Source organism: Tardiphaga sp. P4_G1, assembly GCF_056401215.1.
In genome coordinates this window covers 147614-164342 of record NZ_JBFUJU010000007.1, presented here as the reverse complement: position 1 = coordinate 164342, position 16729 = coordinate 147614, and the positions used below count along the sequence as shown (strand labels likewise).

At 61.9% G+C, this 16729-nt stretch carries 15 protein-coding genes and 1 riboswitch; of the genes, 8 read left to right on the top strand and 7 right to left on the bottom strand.

Annotation, left to right across the window (positions count from 1 at the left end; genetic code table 11):
• Positions 1-563: 563 nt before the first annotated feature.
• Positions 564-956: a Co2+/Mg2+ efflux protein ApaG gene (gene apaG / locus AC1DUY_RS18290; protein ID WP_089266768.1), complete on the bottom strand. Its 393-nt coding sequence runs from the start codon at positions 954-956 to the stop codon at positions 564-566.
• A gap of 7 nt (positions 957-963) precedes the next feature.
• Positions 964-1170, bottom strand: coding sequence for a hypothetical protein (locus AC1DUY_RS18285; RefSeq protein ID WP_478116071.1), 207 nt, complete (start codon positions 1168-1170; stop codon positions 964-966).
• A gap of 27 nt (positions 1171-1197) precedes the next feature.
• Here AC1DUY_RS18285 and AC1DUY_RS18280 point away from each other — a divergent pair, with 27 nt between their 5' ends.
• Genes AC1DUY_RS18280 through AC1DUY_RS18270 form a run of 3 tightly spaced genes read left to right on the top strand, consistent with a single transcriptional unit; the run spans position 1198 to position 4180 of the window.
• Positions 1198-2454, top strand: coding sequence for an OpgC domain-containing protein (locus tag AC1DUY_RS18280; protein ID WP_184512953.1), 1257 nt, complete (start codon positions 1198-1200; stop codon positions 2452-2454).
• Positions 2451-3209, top strand: a complete 759-nt coding sequence (locus tag AC1DUY_RS18275; RefSeq protein WP_175365881.1) for an SGNH/GDSL hydrolase family protein — start codon at positions 2451-2453, stop codon at positions 3207-3209. Before AC1DUY_RS18280 ends, AC1DUY_RS18275 begins: the two co-directional genes overlap by 4 nt.
• The gene (locus AC1DUY_RS18270; protein WP_478116069.1) at positions 3209-4180 is read left to right on the top strand and encodes an SGNH/GDSL hydrolase family protein; all 972 of its coding nucleotides are present in this window, start codon (positions 3209-3211) and stop codon (positions 4178-4180) included. Before AC1DUY_RS18275 ends, AC1DUY_RS18270 begins: the two co-directional genes overlap by 1 nt.
• A 128-nt stretch (positions 4181-4308) precedes the next feature.
• On the opposite strand, the gene AC1DUY_RS18265 is transcribed toward AC1DUY_RS18270, so the two are convergent.
• Positions 4309-5490 (bottom strand): O-succinylhomoserine sulfhydrylase, encoded by a 1182-nt coding sequence (locus tag AC1DUY_RS18265; RefSeq protein ID WP_120287922.1) that lies wholly within the window; start codon positions 5488-5490, stop codon positions 4309-4311.
• 84 nt (positions 5491-5574) lie between these two features.
• Positions 5575-5654: riboswitch (SAM riboswitch) on the bottom strand.
• A gap of 107 nt (positions 5655-5761) precedes the next feature.
• Here AC1DUY_RS18265 and AC1DUY_RS18260 point away from each other — a divergent pair.
• Positions 5762-6868, top strand: a complete 1107-nt coding sequence (locus AC1DUY_RS18260) for a 2'-deoxycytidine 5'-triphosphate deaminase (protein ID WP_068737579.1) — start codon at positions 5762-5764, stop codon at positions 6866-6868.
• A 93-nt stretch (positions 6869-6961) separates the two neighbouring features.
• On the opposite strand, the gene AC1DUY_RS18255 is transcribed toward AC1DUY_RS18260, so the two are convergent.
• Both AC1DUY_RS18255 and AC1DUY_RS18250 read right to left on the bottom strand, forming a co-directional pair.
• Entirely contained in the window at positions 6962-7624 is a 663-nt protein-coding gene (locus AC1DUY_RS18255) for an outer membrane protein (RefSeq protein ID WP_478116066.1), read from the bottom strand.
• 229 nt (positions 7625-7853) lie between these two features.
• On the bottom strand, positions 7854-8747 hold the full coding sequence (locus tag AC1DUY_RS18250) for a LysR family transcriptional regulator (protein WP_089266774.1): 894 nt from the start codon (positions 8745-8747) through the stop codon (positions 7854-7856).
• Between the two features lie 139 nt (positions 8748-8886).
• On the opposite strand from AC1DUY_RS18250, the gene AC1DUY_RS18245 reads away from it, so the two are divergent.
• Positions 8887-9879 (top strand): aldo/keto reductase, encoded by a 993-nt coding sequence (locus AC1DUY_RS18245; RefSeq protein ID WP_478116063.1) that lies wholly within the window; start codon positions 8887-8889, stop codon positions 9877-9879.
• A gap of 19 nt (positions 9880-9898) precedes the next feature.
• Here the strand turns inward: AC1DUY_RS18245 and AC1DUY_RS18240 are convergent, their stop codons facing one another.
• A complete protein-coding gene (locus tag AC1DUY_RS18240; RefSeq protein ID WP_478116061.1) occupies positions 9899-10753 on the bottom strand; it encodes an NAD-dependent epimerase/dehydratase family protein in 855 nt (284 codons plus the stop codon).
• 162 nt (positions 10754-10915) lie between these two features.
• Between AC1DUY_RS18240 and garD the strand changes: the two genes are divergently transcribed.
• A complete protein-coding gene (garD, locus tag AC1DUY_RS18235) occupies positions 10916-12460 on the top strand; it encodes a galactarate dehydratase (RefSeq protein WP_478116059.1) in 1545 nt (514 codons plus the stop codon).
• A 169-nt stretch (positions 12461-12629) separates the two neighbouring features.
• On the opposite strand, the gene AC1DUY_RS18230 is transcribed toward garD, so the two are convergent.
• Positions 12630-13970, bottom strand: coding sequence for a PQQ-dependent sugar dehydrogenase (locus AC1DUY_RS18230; RefSeq protein WP_478116058.1), 1341 nt, complete (start codon positions 13968-13970; stop codon positions 12630-12632).
• Between the two features lie 128 nt (positions 13971-14098).
• On the opposite strand from AC1DUY_RS18230, the gene AC1DUY_RS18225 reads away from it, so the two are divergent.
• Both AC1DUY_RS18225 and AC1DUY_RS18220 read left to right on the top strand, forming a co-directional pair.
• Entirely contained in the window at positions 14099-15151 is a 1053-nt protein-coding gene (locus tag AC1DUY_RS18225; protein WP_478116056.1) for a hypothetical protein, read from the top strand.
• Between the two features lie 129 nt (positions 15152-15280).
• Positions 15281-16726, top strand: coding sequence for an MATE family efflux transporter (locus AC1DUY_RS18220; protein ID WP_478116054.1), 1446 nt, complete (start codon positions 15281-15283; stop codon positions 16724-16726).
• The last annotated feature ends 3 nt before the right edge of the window (positions 16727-16729 follow it).

Genomic DNA, 16729 nt, shown 5'->3' with positions numbered 1-16729 from the left:
ACGGATCTGCGCCAGCACTGCCACTGGCAAGGACACGGCCGACCTTGGGATGGACAGACCCCTGGACAGTGTGACGGACGACCAAGTCAAAACGCGTTCGGCCAAGTGCTTGAGGCTCCCTTCCCATCGCCTTGGGACTTTAATTCGCGATCGGAGCGTTCGTCGAGGCAAAGTGCAAGCAACCGAAAAAACACCGCAGGCGGAACGTCGGGCACTCGCTCGGCGCCTCCGAAAGTCCTGATGCACTCTAGATTGCGGAAGACCGCATTCGCATCAGGCCCAAGGGTGCAACGGGCACCCGGCGTTCCGCACGCCCTCTCGCAAGGGGGCGGGAATGCGAAGCACGACGGCGCCCCCGCGCCGCAAACAATGGGGGCGATGACGCATGTCTGAAAAGCAGTGGCTGTTTGAAAATTGAATCTGCGATGAGGCCGTAGGATGGGTAGAGCGCAGGCGCATCTTGCGCCGGAGCGAAACCCATCACCAACATCAACATACGGTGATGATGATGGGTTTCGCGAAGACGCTCTACCCATCCTACATTTCTACATTTCGGCGGTCGCCTAATTCAGCACGCGCTTCCCGTCCGGTCCGTCCAGCGAAAACAGCGGCACGTCGATCTCGAACGGCTCGCCGGTATCGGTCACCATCTGATAGGTGCCTTCCATGAAGCCGGACGTTGTCGGCAGCGGCACGCGCGATGTGTATTCGAAGCGTTCGCCGGGGCCGAGCACGGGCTGCTCGCCGACGACGCCTTCGCCGCGCACTTCCTGCATGCGGCCGGACGCATCGGTGATGATCCAGTGCCGGGTCTTCAGCTGCACGGTCTCTTTGCCGGCATTGGTGATGACGACCGTATAGGACCAGAAGAACTGTCGCTTCTCCTGCGACGAGCTTTCAGGCATGAAATTCGGTTCGACGGTGACTTCGATCTGTCGTGTGATGGCGCGGTACATGGCGGTGTCATCGTTCAAAATGCGTCGCAAGCATAGCGAAAAACACGTTACCGGCCAAATCCAGGGAAAATCGGCGTGGAGTGCTGCGCGGAACGGCGGCAACCCATCGCGGTTTCAACATAGTTACCCCATAATCGATCCCTGATTTGGCTATGACGTGACGGATCGCCCCATGCAATTGCCTGCGTGGTGTGGGGCGGTCGATTTTCATCATGCGACGATTTCCGTTGAGCGGTGCTGAATGACCTCTGTTGCCGACCCGATTGCCGGCCATCCCCACGCAGATGCGTCCTCCCACGTGTCCGCGTCGCGCGCCTCGACGCGTGCCGATGCCGTGTCGTTTCCCGTCGCAGGCACCGAACGCGAATTGCGCCTCGATCTGTTTCGCGGGCTGGCGCTGTGGCTGATCTTCATCGATCACCTGCCGCCGAATATCCTGACCTGGCTGACGATCCGTAATTACGGTTTCAGCGACGCTACCGAGATCTTCATCTTCATCTCCGGCTATACCGCCGCTTTCGTCTATGGCCGCGCGATGCAGGAGCAGGGCACGCTGGTTGCCAGCGCGCGCATCTTCAAGCGCGTCTGGCAGATCTATGTCGCCCACGTCTTCCTGTTCACGATCTTCCTCGCGGAAATCTCCTATGTTGCGACGCGGTTCGAGAACCCGCTTTATTCCGAAGAAATGGGGATTCTCGATTTTCTCAAACAGCCCGACGTGACCATCGTTCAGGCGCTGTTACTGAAATTTCGCCCGGTCAACATGGACGTGTTGCCGCTCTATATCGTCCTCATGCTGTTCCTGCCGCCGATCCTCTGGCTGATGCGGCGCCGCGCCGATCTCACGCTGGCGCTGTCGGTCGGTCTTTATGCGCTGACCTGGGAATTCGACCTGCATCTGACCGCCTACCCGAATGGCGTCTGGGCCTTCAATCCGTTCGCCTGGCAGTTGCTGTTCGTGTTTGGCGCCTGGTGCGCACTGGGCGGCGCCGTCAGGATGTCGCGGATACTGTCGTCCAACATCACGCTATGGCTCTGCGTGGCCTATCTTCTGGCGGCGTTCTGGGTGACGCTGACCTGGTACATTCCGCAGATCCACCATCTGCTGCCGAAGGTCATCGAGCAGTGGATGTATCCCATCAACAAGACCGATCTCGACGTGCTGCGCTTCGCCCACTTCCTGGCGCTGGCGGCGCTCACCGTCCGTTTCCTGCCCAAGGACTGGCCGGGGCTGAAATCGGTCTGGTTGCGGCCGATGGTGCTGTGCGGCCAGCACTCCCTCGAAATCTTCTGTATCGGGGTGTTCCTGGCCTTTGCCGGCCATTTCGTGCTGGCTGAGGTCGCCGGCGGGGCCGGCATGCATGCCTTGATCAGCTTCCTCGGCATAGTTGTTATGTCAACCGCCGCTTGGGTGTTTTCGTGGTACAAGGGCGTCACTGTCAAAGGCGGATCCCGCGCCAAACGATCCGACGCGGATCTCGCAGGAGGGGAAGCATGAAGGCCGTTCTGCGGCTCACGATGCTGGCTGGCCTGCTGGTGGCGGCTCCTGTCCGGGCCGAACCGCCCGCGCATACCTGTGAGGTTCCCGCCTACCTCCTGACCTCCGAAAGCACCCTGCCCAAGGTCGAGGCTGCGGCCAAACCGGGTGGAAAGCTCGATATTCTGGTCGTTGGCAGCCGATCCTCGGTGATCGGGGTCTCAGACCACTCCGCAGCCTATCCGAACCGCCTGCAGGCCTATCTGAAGGAGAAGCTACCGGGCGTCGAGGTGAACGTGGCACTGGAGCTGCAGGTCAAGAAGACCGCCGAGGAAATGGCTCCTACCCTGGAACAGCTGGTGACGGACAAGAAGCCGAACCTGGTGATCTGGCAGACCGGAACCGTGGATGCCATGAAGCAGGCCGACGCCGACGACTTCCGGAACGCCCTGGATGAGGGCGTTGCCGCCATGCAAAAGGCCGGAACTGACGTCATTTTAATGAATCTGCAGTACAGTCCGCGCACGGAGACGATGATTTCCGGCTCCGCCTACCTAGATAATATGCGTGTGGTGGCGCAGCAGCACGACGTCCCGCTGTTCGACCGTTTCGCCATCATGCGGCACTGGAATGAGAGCGGTGATTTTGACCTGTTCAGCGCGTCGCCCGGCATGGAGCTGGCGAAGCGGGTGCATGATTGTCTTGGCCGGGCGCTTTCGACCTTTGTCGTCGATGCGGCCAAGATCAAAGCAGCGGATTTGAGGATTCAGCGTTAATGAGTTTCGTCGGCCATTTGTCTCGCTTTGCTGTCGTCGCTGCCTTTGCTGCCTCTACGACTCTCGCACTCCCGATCTCATCGTCCGTCGCTCACGCGGAAGCGGCGCAGGCCGCCCCGGCTGACAGCAAGGGCGCCGACCAGGGCGTTGCGGCGAATGACCCCGCGGACGCCGCGAAGAGGGGCGTCGCTGCGAAAGCCATCGACAAGGTCAAGGAAGTCGCAAAGACCGCGACCGATATCTTGAGCCGCGTCCCCTGCCGTACACCGAAAGGCGGCATGAAGGCGATGGGCGCGCTGCCGCATGTGGCCAGCAAGCTCGTGGCCGGCAAGCCCGTGGTCATCGTTGCGTTCGGCTCGTCCTCCACCGAAGGCTACGGTTCGACAGCGCCGGAATTCACCTATCCGAACCGCCTTGCCGCGCAGCTGCATCGTGCTTACCCGTCGGCCAATATCACCGTGCTCAACCGCGGCAAGGGCGGCGAAGATGCGCCGGAAATGATGGCGCGGCTGCAGAGCGAAGTGATCAATTCGAAGCCTGATCTCGTGATCTGGCAAGTCGGCACCAATGCGGTGCTGCGCAATCTCGATCCCGGCGAAACCAGCAAGATGGTGGAAGACGGCGTCGCCCGCATTCAGGCGGCGGGTGCCGATCTGGTGCTGGTGGATCCGCAATATTCCCCGCTGGTGAATACGCGGCCGGAAGGTACCAGCAAGATGGTCTCGCTGCTGCACAAGGTGGCCGAACTACGCAAGGTCGGCATCTTCCCGCGCTTCGAAGTGATGAAGGAATGGCACGAAGGCCAGCAGATGTCGTTCGACAGCTTCGTCATTGCTGACGGCCTGCATATGAACGACTGGGGCTATGCCTGCTTCGCGCAACTGCTGGGCGACAACATCATCAAGTCGGTCGGCCAAGTGAAGCTCGGCATCAACGAGCCGCAGATTCAGCAGGCGCAGAAGCCGCTGTAAGTTTATTGTGGTAGTTGAAACTAAAACGCCGTCATGGCCGGGCTTGTCCCGGCCATCCACGTCTTAGTTCTAGGCAATGACGTGGATACCCGGCATTCGCCGGGCATGACGGAGTGTGATGGCGCGAACTACGCCTTCGCCAGTGCCGCTTCGAGATCCTCGATCAGATCGTCACGATGCTCAAGGCCCGCCGAGAAGCGGATGAAACCTTCCGTGATCCCGAGTTCGAGCCGCGCTTCCAGCGGCAGGCGCTGATGCGTCGTTGTCGCCGGATGCGTGACCAGGCTCTTGGCGTCGCCGAGATTGTTGGAGATGCGGGCCACTTTCAGCTCGTTGAGGACGCGGAACGCCGCTGCCTTGCCGCCCTTTACCTCGAAGCCGATCAGCGTTGAACCAGCACGCATCTGCTTCTTCACCGTTGCTGCCTGCGGATGATCCTCGCGGCCCGGATAGATCAGCCGCGAGATTTTCGGATGCTGCGCCAGCACGTCTGCGATGGCTGCCGCGGTCTGCGTCTGCCGCTCAACGCGGATCGCCAGCGTCTCCAGTCCCTTCACCAGCGTCCACGCATTGAACGGCGAGATCGAGGGGCCGGTCTGGCGCAGATAGTTGTGAATATGCTCGTCGATGAAGTCCTTCGACGACAGGATGATGCCGCCGAGGCAGCGCCCTTGCCCATCGATGTGCTTGGTCGCCGAATACACGACGACATCGGCACCGAGCGCCAGCGGGCTCTGCCAGAGCGGCGTCGCGAATACGTTATCGACAATCAGTCGCGCACCGCCGGCATGGGCGATGTCAGCGATGGCTGATATGTCGAGCACGTCAAGCGTCGGATTGGTCGGGCTTTCGAGAAACAGCGACTTGGTGTTCGGGCGCATCGCCTTCTGCCACTGGTCGAGGTCGAGTCCATCGACAAGCGTGAATTCGATGCCGTAGCGCGGCAGCAGCTCTTCGATGACGTAGCGACAGGAGCCGAACAGCGCCTTGGCGGCGACGACGTGATCGCCCATGCGCAGCGGCGCGAGAATGGCGGTGGTCACGGCGGCCATGCCGGTGGCCGTCGAGCGTGCAGCCTCCGCACCTTCGAGGTCGATCATGCGGCTCTCGAACATCGACGTATTCGGATTCGAAAAGCGCGAATAGATGAAACCGGGATCTTCGCCCTTGAACCGCGCCTCGCAGGCTTCTGCGGTCTCGTAGATGAAGCCCTGCGTGAGGAAGAGGGCTTCGGACGTCTCGTTGAATTGCGAGCGCAGCGCGCCGGAATGAACGAGCCGGGTTTCGGGGCGATAGGACTTCGTAGACATGTGACCTCCAACGTACCCGCGTAACACGGGCACAAAAAAAACCGGCCTGGACGGACGTCCTCAGGCCGGGATCGCATGCTGGAAGGACATGTGTCCCCGGCCTGTTTAGCGACTTATTTTACGTGGCTGCAAGCCGGCCGGCTCAAATCACCACGGGATAACGATGTGCATATTCCCGCTTGCCCTTTTCGTCAAGGCGGGGCTGAGATAACCGGTAAAGTCGCTATTTTTCAGTGTATTCTCGCTGAAGGACGACCGAAGGACGAGACCTGTGCCGTTTACGCTTGCCCCCGATGCCGATGGAATTCTGCCCGACCGCATGATTGCGGCGATGGCCGATGCAGGCCTGATCCTGCCGGAATATCCCTTCGTCGAGAGCCAGATTCAGCCCGCCAGCCTCGATCTGCGGCTCGGCTCCATCGCCTATCGCGTGCGCGCCAGCTTCCTGCCGGGGCCGAATTCGACGGTCGCCGAGCGCATCGACGAACTGAAGCTGCACGAGATCGACCTGTCGGACGGTGCGGTGCTCGAAACCAACTGCGTCTACATCGTGCCGCTGATCGAGAGCCTGGCGCTGCCGCCGAACATCTTCGCCGCCGCCAATCCGAAGAGCTCCACGGGGCGCCTCGATGTGTTCACGCGGGTGATTGCTGATGGCACCAGACGGTTCGATGTGATCGGTGCGGGCTATCACGGGCCGCTTTATGCCGAGATCAGCCCGAAGACATTTCCAGTCCTGCTGCGCGAAGGCTCGCGCCTGTCGCAGGTCCGTTTCCGGGTCGGCGATGCGGTGCTCGACACCGAGGCGCTGGAAGAACTCCACGCGCAGGAGCCGCTGGTCGACAGCGACACGGCTGACCTCAACAACGGCCTCGCGCTGTCGGTTGATCTCTCCGGCGAAAACGCCTCGGGCTTCGTCGGCTACCGCGCCAAGCGTCATACCGGCGTGGTCGATATCGATCGCCGCGGTGGCTACAGCGTCAATGAGTTCTGGGAGCCGATCTCGGCGCGCAAGGACGGCACGCTGATCCTCGATCCCGGCGAGTTCTACATTCTCGCGTCCAAGGAAGCGGTGCAGGTGCCCCCGGACTACGCAGCCGAAATGGTGCCGTTCGATCCGCTGGTCGGCGAATTCCGCGTCCACTATGCCGGCTTCTTCGATCCCGGCTTCGGCCATGACGGCGCTGGCGGCAAAGGCTCGCGCGCCGTGCTGGAAGTGCGCTCGCGCGAAGTGCCGTTCATTCTCGAGCACGGCCAGATCGTTGGCCGTCTCGTTTATGAGCGCATGCTGGATCGTCCGGATGCCCTCTATGGCCAGCGTATCGGCTCGAATTATCAGGGCCAGAGCCTGAAGCTGTCGAAGCACTTCAAAGTCTGATCGCTCACCGCTCCGAGTAAGCAAGAAAAAAGGCCCGCATTGCTGCGGGCCTAAGTTTTTTCTGGAGACGAAGTAGACGATAGATCGTCAGGCTTACTGAACGAAGCCTGCGCCGAAGTTGCCCAGGTTGAAGCGATAGTTCAGGCCGGCCTTGATCGTGTGCTCGTCGTTCTTGAAACCACCAACGGCGAGGGTCGGCGTGATGAAGTTGACGTTGCCGAAGTCGTAATACTGGTACTCGACCTTGCCCGACCAGTTCTGAGTGAACAGGTATTCGAGACCGCCGCCAACCGTGTAGCCATCGCGGCCGCCGTCGCCGGCAAAGCCGTTGGTGAAGCGCGAGTCAGCCCAAGCGTAACCGCCCTTCACGTAGAGCAGTGCTGGACCCCAAGTGTAACCAACACGACCGGTGACCGAACCGAGGCCGCGATTGTCGAAGTTGCTGCTGGTGGACAGGAAGCTGTAATTGGCTTCGAGACCGAACACCCAGTTCGGGGCGAACTGGTAGTCGTAACCACCCTGCACACCGCCCATGAACGTGCCGTCATTGCTGCCGCCGAGCAGGTTGTTGTCGTTGCCCGGGAACGCGCCGCCGACGTGACCACCGATGTAGAAGCCGGTCCAGTTGTAGATCGGAGTAGCCGGAGCATAGGCCGGAGCCTTGGTGTAAGGGCGCGCAGCCAGGTCAGCAGCGGACGCCGGAGCGGCCAAAGCGACGAGGGCCAGAGCAGCGGTAGACAGTAGAAGCTTCTTCATCAGGTGTTCCTTCTCAATCCCGACGGGGGATGACGAAAGGCAACCTAGACTATTGCGCAGTGATTGCTGTCACACGCGTGCAACAGCGCCTCAAACGAAAAAGGCAGCTTTGGCGACCACGTCGCGCTTAGGACACAGCATTGCCCAAATTGATTCAGGAACTTTTCACAATGTGCGATTTCGTTTCAATCACGTTCGGATTGAGGCGCTGGAACACGACAACCGTTGATCAGCCACGGTAACGCAACGCTTCAACCAGCGCCGCGAATGCGGATGTCGGTTGTCGGCGGCTCGGATAATAAAGGTGATAACCCGAGAACGGTTGGCACCAATCGTCAAGCACTTGAACAAGCCGGCCTGAGGCAATGTGATCGCGCACGCGATCCTCCGGCAAATAGGCCAGCCCCAGTCCGTTCAGCACCGCCTTGTGGCGCAGCGACATGTTGTTGAACACGATCTGGCCATCGACACGCACTTTCAAGGCGCGCCCACGCTTCTCGAACTCCCACGCATAGAGGCCACCCATGGTCGGCAGACGGATATTGATGCAGTCATGCGCGGTGAGGTCCTGCGGGCGTTTCGGCAGCGGTCGTTTGGCGAAATAGGACGGTGCGCCGACCACGACCATGCGAAAGTCCGGTCCGATGCGGACGGCGATCATGTCTTTTGCGACCTGTTCGCCCAGGCGAACGCCCGCGTCGTAGCGTTCCGCAACGATATCGATGAGGCCGTAATCGACGACGAGTTCGGCCTTGATGTCGGGATAGCGCGGCAGCAGCTTGGCGAGGGCGGGCCAGATGATCGTCTCGGCGGAATGCTCGCCGGTGGTGATGCGGATGGTGCCGGCCGGCTTCTCGCGCAGCTCCGTGACCGCCGCGAGTTCGGCGTCGATCTCTTCCAGCTTGGGGCCGATCGTCCGGATCAGGCGTTCGCCGGCTTCGGTCGGCGCGACGCTGCGGGTCGTTCGGGTCAATAGCCGCAGTCCGAGCCGTTCTTCGAGACCGCGGATGGTGTGGCTGAGCGCGGATTGAGAGACGCCGAGTTTGGCGGCCGCGCGCGTAAAGCTCGCCTCTTTCGCGACGGCAAAGAAGGCGAGGAGGTCGTCGATTGTCTGGCGGGCCATTCATGAATCCGGCTGATAAGTGCGTGCAGATTATATCATCTAGTCTCATGGGCGCACGGTCTCCAGATGTCGCAGGTCGGCGGCAACATCCCACCAGCGCGGGAGCCGCTCATTCGCCGGATGGCACAGGAGATCTGACATGAAGACACGCAAACTCGGCCGCAGCGGACTGGAAGTCTCGGCCATCGGTCTCGGTTGTATGGGCATGAGCTTCGGCTACGGGCCTCCGGCCGACACAACGGAAATGACCGCGCTTATCCGCGCGGCGGTCGAACGCGGTGTCACCTTCTTCGATACCGCCGAAGTCTATGGCCCGTTCACCAATGAAGAACTCGTCGGCGCGGCGCTCGCGCCGCTCCGCGATCAGGTCGTTATCGCCACCAAATTCGGCTTCAGGCTCGATCCCGCCACCGGTCAGCAGGTCGGTCTCGACAGCCGCCCCGCACATATTCGTGAGGTCGCCGAAGCATCGCTCACGCGCTTGAAGATCGATGCCATCGATCTGTTCTACCAGCATCGCGTCGATCCCGACGTGCCGATCGAGGACGTGGCCGGCGCGGTGAAGGACCTGATCACTGAGGGCAAGGTGAAGCATTTCGGCCTGTCCGAGCCGGGTGTGACGACAATTCGCCGCGCCCATGCCGTACAGCCGATCACTGCAATCCAGAGCGAATATTCGCTGTGGACGCGGGGCCCCGAGAAGGAAGTGTTGCCGACGCTCGAAGAACTCGGGATCGGCTTCGTGCCCTACAGCCCGCTCGGCAAGGGCTTTCTCACCGGTGCCATGAATGAGAGCACGACGCTTGACAGCGGTGACTTCCGCAACATTCTGCCGCGCTTCACACCCGAAGCGCGCAAGGCCAATCAGGCACTGGTCGATTTGCTCGGCGAGATTGCCGGACGGAAGCAGGCGACGCCGGCGCAGATCGCATTGGCATGGCTGCTGGCCCAGAAACCGTGGATCATGCCGATCCCGGGCACGACGAAACTGCATCGGCTTGAGGAAAATCTCGGTGCAGCAGACGTTGAGCTGACAGCCGACGATCTGCGGGATATCGACCATGCTGCTGCGAAGATCACGGTGCAGGGCAACCGCTATCCGGACAGGCTGGAGGCGATGACCGGCCGGTAGTCCGCAGATCACTCGCTGCCTAGACCTCGCGTTGTTCCCACAACGCCGTGAGGCCTTCGCGATAGGTCGGAAACGCGAGCTTCACGCCGAGCTCGAGTTTCAGCCGCGCATTCGAGATGCGGTTGTTGCTGGCATAGAAGCTGCGCGCCATCGGGCTCATCTCGGCGTCATCGAAATTCTGCTCGGGCGGCGGCGCGATTCCCATCAGCGAAGCGGCGAATGTCACGACGTCCTGCGGCGGCGCGGGCTCGTCGTCGCACAGATTCCAGATGCCGGTCTGCGGATGTTCGAATGCAGCCGCGATGGCCGTCGCGATATCATCCACATGGATGCGGTTGAACACCTGGCCCGGCTTGACGATGCGATGGGCCTTGCCGGTTTTGAGATTCTCCAGCGCATTGCGGCCGGGACCGTAGATGCCGGCGATGCGCAGGATTGTCGTGCGATCGCCGGCCACGGCGCGCCATGCGTCTTCGGCATCGATACGTGCCTTGCGTCGGCCCTCGCCGGAGACCGGGGCGGTTTCGTCGATCCAGGCGCCCTGATGATCGCCGTAAACCCCGACGCTGGAGAGATAGACGATGCGCCGGACGCCGCTGGCGGCGATCCGCGCGCCGAAGGCTTGCAACACGGGATCGCCATCTGCACCGGGCGGGATCGAGACGAGCAGCAGATCGGCATCTGCGAGGCGATCGGCAATGCGGGGGTCGGCGACGTCCGGGTTGAAGACCAGCGTCTCGATATCGCGGGCTGGCGCCAAGGCCGCCGATTTGCCGGCCGTGCGGACGGTACCGGCAATCCCGGTAAATGGACCGCCATGCCGGGCGATGAACCGGTTTGCGCTGTAGCCGAGCCCGAAGACGAAAAGACGCACGTTGATCCCATTTCTGCATGAATTCGGGCGCGCCGGCCCATTTCAAGATCATCATTCGGGCTGCAGAGCGTGCCGGTCAAGTGCGCGACACCGCCATCTTTTGTGCTACTGCTCTGCTACGAGACCGGCGCGAATGCCGGCAGATTTGGGAAGGACAAGGCGATGGCCACCACGCTGGCAGCAGATGCATATGCGCCGCGCTACATCAAACTGAATGCGCGCGACAATGTCGCCATCATCGTCAATGACTTTGGCCTGCCTGCAGGCACCAGGATGACCGACGGTCTGGAGCTGCGCAATTTCGTGCCGCAGGGGCACAAGGTGGCGCTGCAAGATATCGCAAAGGATGCGCCCATCATCCGTTACGGCGAGATCATCGGTTATGCGCTGGATATGATTTCTGCCGGCGAGTGGGTCGAAGAGGCGCGCATCCATATGCCCGATGCGCCGGATCTCGACAGCCTTGAGATCGCCAACGCAGTTCCGGAGCCACAGCCGCCGCTGAACGATTACACATTCGAAGGGTTTCGCAATCGCGACGGCTCCGTCGGCGTAAAGAATATTCTCGCCATCAGCACCTCGGTGCAATGCGTCGCCGGCACGCTGGAATTCGCGCTGAAGCGGATCAAGGCGGAATTGCTGCCGCGCTATCCGAATGTCGATGACGTCGTCGCTGTCACCCACGGCTATGGCTGTGGTGTCGCGATCAATGCGCCGGATGCCTATATCCCGATCCGCACGCTGCAGAACATCGCGCGCAATCCCAATTTTGGCGGCGAGGTGATGGTGGTCGGCCTCGGCTGCGAGAAGCTCGCACCGGAGCGATTGTTGCCGAAGGACGATCCCGGCAGCATGATGCGCCTTCAGGATGAGAGCAATCAGAGCTTTGGCGACATGGTGGATACGATCATCACCATGGCCGAGGCGCGGCTGAAAATCCTGAACCAGCGCAAGCGTGAGACCTGCCCGGCCTCCGATCTCGTAATCGGCCTGCAATGCGGAGGCAGCGACGCGTTTTCCGGCGTGACCGCCAATCCGGCGCTCGGCTTCGCCAGTGATCTGCTGGTGCGCGCCGGCGCAACGGTGATGTTCTCCGAAGTCACCGAAGTCCGTGACGCCATCGAATTGTTGACGCGCCGTGCGGTCAACGAGGACGTCGGCCGTGCGCTGATACGCGAGATGGATTGGTACGACTCCTATCTGGCACGCGGCGGCGCCGATCGCAGCGCCAATACGACGCCCGGCAACAAGAAGGGCGGCCTCGCCAATATCGTCGAAAAGTCATTGGGCTCGATCGTCAAGTCCGGTTCGAGCGCGATCAGTGGCGTGATCGGCCCTGGCGAACGCGCGACGACGAAGGGACTGCTGTTTGCAGCGACGCCAGCCAGCGATTTCGTTTGCGGCACGCTGCAGCTTGCCGCCGGCATGCAGATGCAGATCTTCACCACCGGACGAGGCACGCCCTATGGGCTGGCGCAGGCACCGGTCATCAAGGTCTCGACGCGGACCGAACTGGCGAAGCGCTGGTCGGACCTGATCGATTTCGACGCCGGCCGCATTGCGTCAGGCGAGGTGACCATCGAGGAAGCCGGCTGGGAGCTGTTCCAGCTGATCCTCGACGTCGCCAGCGGCCGCAAGCAGGTCTGGGCGGACAAGTGGGGACTGCACAACGATCTGGTACTGTTCAACCCCGCGCCGGTGACGTGAAGAATTTCAAGTGGGATAGGCGAAGTAATAAAAACTCGTCATGCCCGGCCTCGTGCCTGGCATCCACGTCTCGGCCATAAACTCAGGAAGACGTGGATGGCCGGGACATCCAGTGAAGCCCTCGCTTCGCGCTGCCCGGCCATGACGGAGCTTCGTCAGGTCTCTGGTATCACTTCAACGCTGCCGCCTTCGCGCCCGATGGCGTCACACGCCAGATCGTATTGCCAACATCGTCAGCCACCAGCAACGCGCCCTTGCTGTCGATGCGCACGCCGACCGGGCGTCCCTGCGCTTCACCGCTGTCATTGAGGAAGCCGGTGAGCACATCCTGCGGCTTGCCCGATGGCTTGCCGTCGATGAAGGGCACGAAGATCACCTTGTAGCCGCTTTGCGGGCGCCGATTCCACGAGCCGTGCTGGCCGATGAAAGCGCCGTTCTTCATGTTGGCGGGGAAGAGATCGCCGGTGTTGAAGGTCAGCCCGAGTGATGCGGTATGCGCACCGAGCGCGTAATCCGGCGCGATGGCTTTGGCCACCATGTCAGGGCGCGGCGGCTGCACGCGGACATCGACATGCTGGCCGTAATAGCTGTAGGGCCAGCCATAGAAGCCGCCATCCTTCACCGAGGTCATGTAATCTGGCACAAGGTCGCTGCCGATCTCGTCGCGCTCGTTGACGGTGACCCAGAGCGCGCCGCTTTGCGGCTGCCACGACGGGCCGTTGGGGTTGCGCAGGCCGGATGCGAAGACGCGTGAGGCGCCGGTCGCGCGGTCGATCTCGATCACCGCGGCGCGGTCTTTCTCGGCCTCCATGCCGTTCTCACCGACATTGCTGTTGGAGCCGACGGTTGCATAGAGTTTCGTGCCGTCGGGACTCGCCGTGAGATCCTTGGTCCAGTGGTGATTGATCGGGCCGCCGGGCAGGTCAGCCACCTTCACGGCAGGCGTTGTGATCCTGGTATCATTGGTCCTGTAGGGAAACTTCACCACGGCATCGGCATTGGCGACGAAGAATTCGTCGCCCACCAGCACCATGCCGAAGGGTGAGTTGAGCCCTTCGAGAAACGCTGTCTTCGTATCGGATACGCCGTCGCCGTCCGCGTCACGCAGCAGCGAAATACGATTTGCCGTCGGTATGCCCGCGCCAGCATGGCCCATCACCAGTTTCATGACCCAGCCCTTGATGCCCTTGCCGTCTTCCGGCTTCGGCGGAGCGTTGCTTTCTGCCACCAGCACGTCGCCATTGGGCAACACATAGACCGTACGTGGATGATCGAGCCCGCGCGCAAAAGCGCTGACCGTCATGCCGTCCGCAGCCTTCGGCTTGGCACCCTCTGGCCAGCCGACCGCCTTGGAGACATTGACTGTTGGAATAAGCGACTTGTTGGGCTCGACAAGCTTCGGCGACGGTCCGAAATCCTCGCCTGATGCGATGGTGGATTGTTCGTTGCATCCGACCAGTGGCAGCGCCAGGGCGACGAGACAGGCGGAAAGCAGGAATTTCTGGCGCATGGAATGTCCTTGTGGCTGAGAACATAAAATGCGCGCGATGCAGGAACGTTCGACCTCCCTGCATGAATTTCATATGAAGCCGGGGTGATGCGCGGCTATGGTCCTTCCCAACAATCAGGGAAGAAACGATGACCGGACCGACAAATACGAGCGACGAAGCCACCTGGACGCGCTGGCGTAGCGTCGCCGATCTCTATCACGCCTATTTCACCGGCCTGATTCTGACCACGGTCACGCGCCGCGGCACGGCAGACGCCGCCGAGTTCATGTTTCGGATCTTCCGCCGGCAGCAGCAGGAGCGATTTCTGCCGGGACTCGTGAAGCTTGGTCTGTCCGGCCTGCCACCCGCGGTCGCTGCGGCCCAGTATCACTATCTCTCGAACTGGATCGGCGGCGTGTCAGTCGAGTACATGGTTGAGAGTGACCGCAAGGCCTGGATCCGCTATCCGCCGCCGCGCTGGATCTGGCGCGGCACGGCAATCTGCGGCGTGCCCGGCGAAGTCTCCCGCGCGATGCTGCGCGGCTGGCACGCCAACAACGGCGTCTCGCTCGGCAATCCCCGCGTGGGTTTCGTCTGTACCAAGCAGAGCGTCGATGGCCAGGATGGGCTCGAAGGCTATTACTGCGAATACGACCATGATTTGGATATCGATCAGCGTCTGGTGTTCGCGCGCCATTTGGAAGCGCCGCTGTTCGATTCCGCGAAGGCACCCGCGCTGCCGGTGGATAGCTGGCCGAAAGCCCGGCTGGAAAAGGCCTATCGCAACTATGCCATGGAATATGTACGGACCGCAGCGCCTGTGGCGGTTCAACTGTTCGGTCCGGTCGATGCCGGCTATTTGCTGCATCTCACCGGCAAGCTGATCGGCATGCAGTATTTCGACGAGGTCTCCGCGGGCTTCGGCTTACAGCGTGGCGACGCCAAGGTCTTCGCAGAATTTTTGGGCACCTTGTTCGCGGCGCAGGACGATGTCGTGGAGATCAGCAAGTCCGAGGGCCAGTTCGAGATCCGGCAGCAGAGCTGGAAATTGATGGACGGCGTCGCCGACAACAATGCCGCCTGCGCGAGGGCCTTGCAGGGGTTGGTCGAGGGCCTCGCCGCCGGATGCGGTCGCAACATACCCGTCACGATGACGCCGGCACGAGGTGGTGCGCTGCCGTTCATCTGGTCGATCGGCTAGCGCCTCGAGCCCTTGATACTGCAGTGCAAATCGAGCATCCCCCATGCGTGCGTCGCGCATGGCATTGTCCGTGATCGGTGCTAGGAACGGGGTGTCCGGCAGGCAAGACCGGAAGCTCAGGGAGAATGCATGTCCGACGCTGTCGTCGCCGAACCCCGATTGGTCGATGCCGACAAGCAGCCGCTTCCGAGCCTGAAGGCGCCGGCCAAAAATGTCCTGCTGGATCATCCCATTCTGCCGACCATCCTGCGGCTGGCTTGGCCCAATGTCATCGCGCTGACGGCAGGCGCCGTCGTCGTTATTTTCGAGACCACCTATGTCGGCCGGCTCGGCACCGAAGCATTGGCGGCGATGGCGCTGGTGTTTCCCTTCGTGATGCTGACCATGACCATGTCCGGCGGCGCCATGGGCGGTGGCGTATCCTCGGCCATCGCGCGCGCGCTCGGCGCCGGCGACCGCGCGCGCGCCGATACGCTGGCGGGCCATGCGCTGCTGATCGCCATCTGCTTCGGCCTCACCTTCACGGTCGGCATGCTGACCTTCGGCTCCATGCTGCTGCAACTGCTTGGTGGCCGCGGCAATGTGCTGAGCCAGGCGCAGGGCTACATCACCGTCTTCTTCGCTGGTGGCGTGATCCCGTGGCTGCTGAATACCTTCGCGGCGATCCTGCGCGGCACCGGCAACATGAAGATGCCCTCCGCCATGCAGATGGCGGGGGCCGCCTTGCAGGTGGTTCTCGGTGGCGTGCTGGGCCTCGGCTTCGGTCCGATCCCGCAATTCGGCATGCCCGGCGTCGCGGCGGGCACGCTGATTGCATTCACGATCGGCACAGGCGTCATGGGCTGGTATGTCTTTTCCGGTCGTGCGCGAGTCCGGCCTCAGATCAAGGGCTTCCGCATTCAGCGCGGAATGTTCTTCGATATTCTGAAAGTGGGTGCCATCGCCTGTTTCAATCCGCTACAGGGCGTTCTGACTCTCCTGATTTTTACCCATATGCTGGCGCAATACGGCACCGCGGTGCTGGCCGGCTACGGCATCGGCGCGCGGCTCGAATTCATGCTGAGCACGCTGGCTTTCGCGGTGGGTATCGCCTCGGTGCCGATCGTCGGCATGGCAATCGGCGCTGGCCGCATCGCGCGTGCGCGCCGCGTGACCTGGACTGGCAGCGTGATCGCCTTCGGTGTTGTCGGTCTGCTCGGCACGCTGATCGCGATCTTCCCCGATGCCTGGGTCAATATGTTCACCAATGATGCCGGTGTGCGCGCGGCAAGCCGGACCTATCTGGCCACCTGTGCGCCAATGTATGCCTTTCTGGGGCTGTCCACGGTGGCCTATTTTGCCTCGCAGGGCGCCGCCAAGGTGCTCGGCCCGGTGCTAGCGCAAACCGCGCGGCTGGTCTTCGTCAGCGTTGGAGGCTGGTGGCTGCTGTCGATCGATGCCTCGGCCACAAGCTTCTTCTGGCTCGCGGCTGCGTCCATGGTGCTGCTCGGCGTGCTGTCGGCACTCAGCGTACTGCTGACGTCGTGGGGACCGAAGGCTGGCCCCGTGCCCGAGATCCGGCCGGAACTCGTCTGAGCA

Coding starts and splice junctions, on each gene's coding strand:
- apaG (WP_089266768.1), bottom strand. CDS start 956: ATGTACCGCGCCATCACACGACAGATCGAAGTCACCGTCGAACCGAAT.
- AC1DUY_RS18285 (WP_478116071.1), bottom strand. CDS start 1,170: ATGATGAAAATCGACCGCCCCACACCACGCAGGCAATTGCATGGGGCG.
- AC1DUY_RS18280 (WP_184512953.1), top strand. CDS start 1,198: ATGACCTCTGTTGCCGACCCGATTGCCGGCCATCCCCACGCAGATGCG.
- AC1DUY_RS18275 (WP_175365881.1), top strand. CDS start 2,451: ATGAAGGCCGTTCTGCGGCTCACGATGCTGGCTGGCCTGCTGGTGGCG.
- AC1DUY_RS18270 (WP_478116069.1), top strand. CDS start 3,209: ATGAGTTTCGTCGGCCATTTGTCTCGCTTTGCTGTCGTCGCTGCCTTT.
- AC1DUY_RS18265 (WP_120287922.1), bottom strand. CDS start 5,490: ATGTCTACGAAGTCCTATCGCCCCGAAACCCGGCTCGTTCATTCCGGC.
- AC1DUY_RS18255 (WP_478116066.1), bottom strand. CDS start 7,624: ATGAAGAAGCTTCTACTGTCTACCGCTGCTCTGGCCCTCGTCGCTTTG.
- AC1DUY_RS18250 (WP_089266774.1), bottom strand. CDS start 8,747: ATGGCCCGCCAGACAATCGACGACCTCCTCGCCTTCTTTGCCGTCGCG.
- AC1DUY_RS18245 (WP_478116063.1), top strand. CDS start 8,887: ATGAAGACACGCAAACTCGGCCGCAGCGGACTGGAAGTCTCGGCCATC.
- garD (WP_478116059.1), top strand. CDS start 10,916: ATGGCCACCACGCTGGCAGCAGATGCATATGCGCCGCGCTACATCAAA.
- AC1DUY_RS18230 (WP_478116058.1), bottom strand. CDS start 13,970: ATGCGCCAGAAATTCCTGCTTTCCGCCTGTCTCGTCGCCCTGGCGCTG.
- AC1DUY_RS18225 (WP_478116056.1), top strand. CDS start 14,099: ATGACCGGACCGACAAATACGAGCGACGAAGCCACCTGGACGCGCTGG.
- AC1DUY_RS18220 (WP_478116054.1), top strand. CDS start 15,281: ATGTCCGACGCTGTCGTCGCCGAACCCCGATTGGTCGATGCCGACAAG.